Source organism: Helicobacter sp., from assembly GCF_014799995.1.
GTDB lineage: Bacteria > Campylobacterota > Campylobacteria > Campylobacterales > Helicobacteraceae > Helicobacter_D.
In genome coordinates, this window is record NZ_JAAVGY010000051.1 from 1 (window position 1) to 7,114 (window position 7,114).

The 7,114-nt window shown below is 37.6% G+C and carries 7 protein-coding genes and 1 pseudogene; 5 read left to right on the forward strand and 3 right to left on the reverse strand.

What is annotated here, in order from left to right; translation table 11 throughout:
- From HDT10_RS07920 to HDT10_RS07935, 4 genes are all read left to right on the forward strand, one after another.
- The coding region (locus HDT10_RS07920) for a mechanosensitive ion channel domain-containing protein (RefSeq protein ID WP_290882022.1) at positions 1-1,579 on the forward strand (1,579 nt) is incomplete at its 5' end.
- Between the two features lie 10 nt (positions 1,580-1,589).
- On the forward strand, positions 1,590-2,861 hold the full coding sequence (mtaB, locus tag HDT10_RS07925) for a tRNA (N(6)-L-threonylcarbamoyladenosine(37)-C(2))-methylthiotransferase MtaB (protein WP_290882025.1): 1,272 nt from the start codon (positions 1,590-1,592) through the stop codon (positions 2,859-2,861).
- Complete coding sequence (locus tag HDT10_RS07930; protein WP_290882028.1) at positions 2,848-4,536, forward strand: ATP-dependent metallopeptidase FtsH/Yme1/Tma family protein; 1,689 nt, start codon at positions 2,848-2,850, stop codon at positions 4,534-4,536. The genes mtaB and HDT10_RS07930 overlap by 14 nt, the downstream gene beginning before the upstream one ends.
- 13 nt (positions 4,537-4,549) lie before the next feature.
- Positions 4,550-4,867, forward strand: coding sequence for a hypothetical protein (locus HDT10_RS07935; RefSeq protein WP_290882031.1), 318 nt, complete (start codon positions 4,550-4,552; stop codon positions 4,865-4,867).
- Positions 4,868-4,891: 24 nt separating this feature from the next.
- Here HDT10_RS07935 and HDT10_RS07940 read toward each other — a convergent pair whose 3' ends face one another.
- Together HDT10_RS07940 and HDT10_RS07945 are read right to left on the reverse strand one after the other, a co-directional pair.
- Positions 4,892-5,236 carry a DUF5666 domain-containing protein gene (locus HDT10_RS07940; RefSeq protein WP_290882032.1) on the reverse strand — a complete coding sequence of 115 codons (345 nt, stop codon included), beginning with the start codon at positions 5,234-5,236 and terminating at the stop codon, positions 4,892-4,894.
- 10 nt (positions 5,237-5,246) lie between these two features.
- Positions 5,247-5,582, reverse strand: a complete 336-nt coding sequence (locus tag HDT10_RS07945) for a DUF5666 domain-containing protein (protein WP_290882034.1) — start codon at positions 5,580-5,582, stop codon at positions 5,247-5,249.
- A gap of 124 nt (positions 5,583-5,706) precedes the next feature.
- On the opposite strand from HDT10_RS07945, the gene HDT10_RS07950 reads away from it, so the two are divergent.
- Positions 5,707-6,630, forward strand: a complete 924-nt coding sequence (locus HDT10_RS07950; RefSeq protein WP_290882036.1) for a tRNA-dihydrouridine synthase — start codon at positions 5,707-5,709, stop codon at positions 6,628-6,630.
- A 69-nt stretch (positions 6,631-6,699) separates the two neighbouring features.
- Here the strand turns inward: HDT10_RS07950 and HDT10_RS07955 are convergent.
- Positions 6,700-7,114, reverse strand: a pseudogene (locus HDT10_RS07955) (TIGR01212 family radical SAM protein); the annotation flags it as partial.

A 7,114-nucleotide genomic window follows, 5' to 3' on the forward strand; every position in this document is an offset into this window, starting at 1 on the left:
AGAATCTCAAATCATTGAGGCGGATAATTTTTTAAACAATCCTAATAATCTATGGATGAAAAAATACTCCAATTACGAATCTTATCAACAAGCAACTTTTAATGTAATGCAAACGCAAAATGAAATTAACCTTTTAGAAAAATTACCTAAAACGATTGAAATCCAAAATCAATTAAATGTTTTAGAGCGCAATTTAACCGCATTGGAACAACAAAAAGAAGTTTTAAACATTTACAAAGATTCACCTTTCCGTGAGCTAACAGAAGTCAAAAAATTTGAAGAAGCACCCCAAGTTACAAATCTTTTACTCATTGCGCGTGCGTATTCTTATATCAAAAAAATTGATACAGAACTAACTATTTTGAAAAACAATTATCAAAAGTTACAAGAAAATCTAAAATATCTTAGACAAAAAGATGAAGCATTAAGAGAATTGTTGAATCTTGAGAATGCCTGTTACACCGATGATTGTCTCTTTCGCGATAGAGAAGCGATGGCGAAAGCTTATCAAGCAAACGATAACGCGCTCACCGTGCTTGAGACTACTCAAGAAGTTTTTAATACCACTTTAGAGATTTTTACGAAAGAAATGGGAGACACCAAAACGCGTTTAAAGGCACAAATTAAAGAGCAGCTCATCAAAAGCGTTTATATTGGAATCACGATTCTAGTTCTGATTGGAATCGCATTTTTTCTCAAGCTTGGAGTGCGCAAATATATTCACGATAACGAGCGTATTTACACCACAAACAAAATCATTAATTTTCTTAATATTACCCTGATTGTATTAATCTTACTCTTTGCTTATTTGGATAATGTGAGTTATCTTGTCACCGTGCTTGGATTCGCTTCAGCAGGTTTAGCCATTGCAATGAAAGACCTTTTTATGTCTGTTTTGGGTTGGATTGTCATTGTCGTAGGTGGTTGTGTGCATGCAGGAGATAGAATCAAAGTTATTAAAGAAGGTGCAGTATATATTGGCGATGTCTTGGATATTTCCGTTCTTAGAATTACACTTTATGAAGACATTACCCTAACAACTTACAAAGAGAATCGCAGAGCGGGACGCATTATTTTTATTCCTAATAATTTCGTCTTTACGATGATGTTTTCTAACTATACACACGGGGGAATGAAAACGGTTTGGGACGGCATTGATTTCACGATTACTTTTGATTCCAATCACGAAAAGGCTTGCCACATTGCGCGAGAATGTGCTAAAAAATATGCTAAAGGCTATGCAGAGAGCACACGCAAACAATTTATTAAAATGCGCGACCGCTTTAGTTTGCGTAATACCAATGTAGAACCAAGAGTTTTTAACCTCTTAGAACCTAATGGGATTCGTATTTCTGTATGGTATCTTACCAATGCTTACGCTACTTTAGCCTTGCGCAGTAGTATCAGCGCAGAAATCATTGATGAAATCTTGCAACAACCCGATATTCACATCGCTTATCCTAGCACAACAATCTATGAAGGCAGACAAAAAACACCTTTACAAGAAAATGAAAATAAAGCATTTAAGAGCATTCCAATCAAAGGTGATGGAGAAGTTCCTCCACAAAGCTTTTTTTAGAGAATTGCGTATGCAAAAACAAAAAGTCTATTTCAAAACCTTTGGTTGCCGCACGAATCTCTTTGATACACAAGTGATGATTAATGCGTTAAAAGACTTTACCCAAACACCTTATGAAGAAGAAAGTGATCTTGTAATTGTCAATTCTTGCACCGTTACAAATGGTGCGGATAGTGGGGTGAGAAACTACATTCACCGCCTACAAAACGAGGGCAAAAGAATCTATTTTACAGGTTGTGGTGCGCAAACACAAGGGCAGAATCTCTTAGATAAAGGCTTGGTATTTGGAGTTTTTGGGCATTCCCATAAAGAAAATATTAATGCTATTTTAAAAAAACAAGAATCGTTTTATTTGGAAGATGATTTGAAAGGCTTAGATTCCCAAATCTTGAGTGATTTTATCGGCAAAAGTCGCGCGTTTATCAAAATTCAAGAGGGTTGCGATTTTGCTTGCTCTTATTGTATTATCCCAAGTGTGCGCGGTAAAGCGCGTAGCTTCCCTCAAGAAAAAATCCTAACCCAAGTGCAAAAACTCACCCAAAAGGGCTTTAGTGAGTTTATTCTAACAGGCACAAATATAGGCAGCTGGGGCAAAGAATTTGGCAAAGACCTCGCAACTCTCATAGAATCTCTTTGTGCTATTCCTGCTTTGAAACGACTTAGAATCGGGAGCTTAGAACCCTCACAAATCAATGAACATTTTTTAAATGTGCTAGAAAATCCAAAAGTTGAACGACATTTGCACATTGCCTTGCAGCACACAGCACCCAAAATGTTAAAAATTATGAATCGCTACAATACTTTCAAGACAGATTTAGAGCTTTTTACCCTCTTAGCCAATAGAGGTTTCGCGCTGGGAAGTGATTTCATTGTAGGACACCCGGGAGAGAGTGAAGAGATATGGCAGGAAGCTTTCGCGAATTTTTCTCTTTTGCCTCTGACGCACTTGCATAGCTTTATTTATAGCCCTCGCAACCATACGCTCTCTGCCACTCTCAAAGGTAGAATCGCAGGAAATCTTGCCAAACAAAGAAAGCAGCAAATTGAAGCGAGGGTTGCGCAAAACAATCTTATTTTCAGAGAAAAGCTCAAAGCCCAAAACAAAACACTTTGTGTCTTAATTGAAAACATTACAACCAAAGAATCTAACAAGATTGCACAAGGCTTTGATGAATACTACAACCCTATGCAAATCCAAACACAAACTTCTATCTCCAAAGATTGTTGGATTCCCATTGCGCACTTCATTCCCAAAATGGATAAAAACTATGCAGAAATTTAAAAGTTTATATTTTGGAATCTTTGCGATTCTATTGGCATTAGCTTTATTTTTTGTTTTCTTTTTCAAAAGCAATCCCACATTAATCAGCGCGACCCATCTACAAACAATCACGCAGAATGCATTGCCACAAGTCGCAACGATTCAGGGGGATTATCTTTATTTTACTTTGGAGGGTAAAGAATACAAAGTCGCCAAAAGTAGCATTGATTTACAAGAATTTGGGAAAAAAGTCCCCCTAGAAATCAAAAATAATTTCAATCTATTACAAAACTTGACAGAAATTTTCATCATTTTGGTTGTCTCTCTCGTGCTTCTATTCTTTTTTGCAAGCTTCAAAAAGTCAAATCCTCAAAATCAAAATGCCCAAAAACAAAAAGATTCTAAAGAATTGCGTGAAAATGTTGCAAAGTCCTTTGCAAGCGAAGCCTTTGCCTTGCATTACATTCAGCCCATTACTTCTAACCTCACCTTTGCAGATGTCGCAGGGATTCACGAAGCCAAAAATGAGCTAGAAGAAATCATTGACTATTTAAAATATCCTAAAAAATACCAAGATTTTGGGGTAAAACTCCCCAAAGGAGTGTTACTCATTGGTGTGCCCGGTGTGGGTAAAACACTCATCGCTAAAGCACTTGCAGGAGAAGCAAAAGTGCCGTTTTTTTATCAAAGTGGCGCAAGTTTTGTGCAAATTTATGTCGGTATGGGTGCGAAACGTGTCCATGATTTATTTACTAAAGCAAAGCTCAATGCACCCTCTATTATCTTTATTGATGAAATTGACGCAGTCGGAAAAGCACGTGGCGGTATGCGCAACGATGAACGCGAAGCAACACTCAATCAGCTTTTAACAGAAATGGACGGCTTTGAAGATAGTTCGGGTGTAATTGTCATTGGGGCAACCAACAATGTAGAATCCCTAGATGATGCCTTGTTAAGAAGTGGAAGATTTGACAGACGCATTTTTGTGGAGTTACCCGATTTGCAAGAACGTATCAAGATTTTAAAGGTGCATACACGTAATAAAACTTGTGATTTTGACTTTGAAGAGATTTCAAAACTCTGCGTAGGATTCAGCGGGGCGGCTTTAGCCTCACTCATCAATGAAGCCGCCTTATGCGCAATCAAACGCGGCTCTGACACGATTACCAAAGAGGACATTTTAAATGTACGCGATAAGGTAATGTTGGGAGTGCGCAAAAAGTTAAGCTTTAGCGATAAAGAAAAAGAAATCCTAGCCTATTATCAAGCGGCAAAGGCTTTTAGTGCATATTCCTTGGAGATTCCTTTTGAAAAGGCAACTTTGATGAGTGATGGCTTAAAATCCATTGACAAAGAATTTTTAAGTAAAAATGAAATGGAGAGTAAAATTAAAATCCACCTATCCGGAATCGCGGCACTTGAGTTGCTCTATCAAGAACGTTATTCCCACGCCAAAGAAGATTTGAGCGCGGCAAAAGCCCTAGCACACCAAATGGTAGAATCCTATGGTATGGGGGAATACCTGCTAGGAAGAGAAGAAGATGTGCTAAAGATTTTGGAAGAGTGCAAAAACGAACGCTTGGCATTCTTTAAAAATTATCGCGTAATCTTAGAAGAGATTAAAGCCTCTTTACTTGCAAACGAGAAATTAGAATACAACGAAATCGGACAATTAATCCACAAACAACTTGAATAAAGCGAAGTCTTCAATGAAAATTTTTGGTTTTGCAGACTTGGAATCCCTAGAGATTCCACCACATCTTTTAAATGCTTTTTGTGTGATTGGGGTTAAGGAGAATTGCACGCAAGCTATCACTTATGCTTTTAAGAAACTCAAATCTCACGAAAGAATAGAGAATCTCATCTTGCTAGAACCCATTAACCTTGATTCTCTCAATCCTCAATTACAAGCCATTGCGTCTTATGGTTGCAAAATTTATAGCTATTTTACCAATCACCAAACAATTGATTTAAAATGTTATGAAACTTTTGCACAATTTGGCTTAGTCATTATCGTCAAGGCTTAAATCATCACTGCAAACAATTTAGTCCTAATACGCGGGTTTTCTATGGCATTCAATCTCAATTTCGCGTGCAATAGGCTTGGGGTTATCGCTGTTATTTGGGTTTTGAAAATACAATTTAACTTCCACAAATGAACCCTCTGTTAAGTTTTTGAAAGTCCCATATTTCCCTATTCCAAAGATTCCACAATGGTCTAATTCTATCTCTGTATTGGGCAAAACTTGCACTACTATGGAATCCCCATAAGAATCTACCGTGATTGTTTTGCTCGCATTGTCTATGCTTTTAATCACGCCCTCTAGCTTGAAACTTTTTCCAAACGCTAGCACTCCTAAGCAAAGGAATGCTAAACCGAGTTTAAAGATTTTCACAAAAGATTCCTTAATATGCTTTCTTACCGCATTTCCACTCTATTTCTTTTGCCCCAAAGATTCCACCTTGTCCTTGAGGATAGCCCTCAATCTCAACAAACATTCCGGGTTTTAAAGCTGTGAAATTATGATAAGTATCATTTCCAAATACTCCGCAGTCATCTCCTTTAAGCTTTGTGTAGGGAAAAACTTGCACCACCACATTCCCATTCATTCCCGAAAGTGTAATTTGCTTATTTGCTTCATTAATCTCAACGATTTGCCCTTGTATATCCATATCTGCAAACGCTGGCACACTAAGCACGCCAATAAATAAAGCTGTTTTCAAACAATTTTTTAATTTCATAAGACTCTCCTATCTAAAATTTATTTGGACGAAATTTTAATCAATTATTGTTAGTTTTTCGTTAAGATTCTATATTTTTTTTCAAAGGTTTATTTTGGAATCCATTATCCACCCCAATACCATTATGTTAGCTCCTTTAGCAGGTTATAGTGATTTGCCTTTCCGCGAAGTTGCAAAAAAATTTGGCGCAGACATTACGGTAAGCGAGATGATTAGCGTCCATGCGCTTGCTTTTAAAAACAAAAAAACGCTCAAAATGGTAGAAAAATCTCCGCTTGAAGTCCCCTTTGCTTTGCAGATTGCAGGAAATGAAAAAGGTATTATCACCAAAGCAATAGAATCTCTTAACCCTTTGAAAAATGACATTCAAATCTTAGACTTAAATTGTGGTTGCCCTGCCCCAAAAGTCTCTAGTCACGGTAGTGGAAGCTCTTTATTAAAAGACTTAAACAAGCTTGTAGAGATTCTTAAACTTATAAGAAATGTGAGTGAAATTCCTTATTTAAGCGTAAAAGTGCGCTTAGGGTTTGATACAAAAATCCCGCGAGAAATCGCAAATGCTCTGAACGATACCCCCATTGATTATGCAGTAGTGCATGGTCGCACAAAAACCGATGGATACAAAAAAGAACGTATAGATTACGATTCCATTGCCCTAATGAAACAAATCGTGCGTGTCCCCTTAATCGCTAATGGTGAGATTAATAGTATGCAAAAAAGTCTGGAAGTTTTAAAGCGCACAGGGGCAGATGGCGTAATGATTGGACGCGCAGCAGTTGAGAAGCCTTGGATTTTTGCCCAAATCAAAGAGGGATTGCAAGATGAGAGCGTAGAATTACGCCAACGCGTAACCTTAGAACATTTTGACCGCACCATTGCTTTTAGGGGGGATTATGGTGCGATTATGTTTCGCAAAAACTTACACGCCTACTCCAAAGGATTAAAGGGAGCAAGCGAATTTCGCTCACTTGTGAATACTATCACGAATCCTGCCTCAATGCGTGAAGCAATTTTGGAGTTTTTCAGCACTGCAACCTTTGAAAATTAACCAATGCCTAGCAGAATCTCTCCATCGCGAGAAATCTCACTAATCTCCCCAACTATTTACAAACTTAAATTAATATTCTATTCCAGCAGCTCTTAGCGCATCACGAATTGCACGCATTTGAATGTTTTTATCAAAGCACCATTTGGGTGCAAGAAGAGTATCATTGCGCACTCCTGCACTCACACGATGAATCACAATCTCTTGAGGAATCCTTTTAAGCGATTCTACAATCAAATCAATATAATCATTTAAAGAAATCGGTTTATACTCTCCCTTTTCGTATAGATTCGCTAAAATCGTCTTTTCAATAATATAGAGCGGGTGAATCTTGATTCCATCACTCCCCCAAGCAATCACGGATTCTAAACTATGCAGCATCATTTCTTTCGTTTCTTTTGGCAATCCATAAATAATATGAGAGCAAGTTTTCAAACCGCGTTTTTTCGTCTCTCTAATCCAATATTCCATTTTTTCTGTGCCGTGC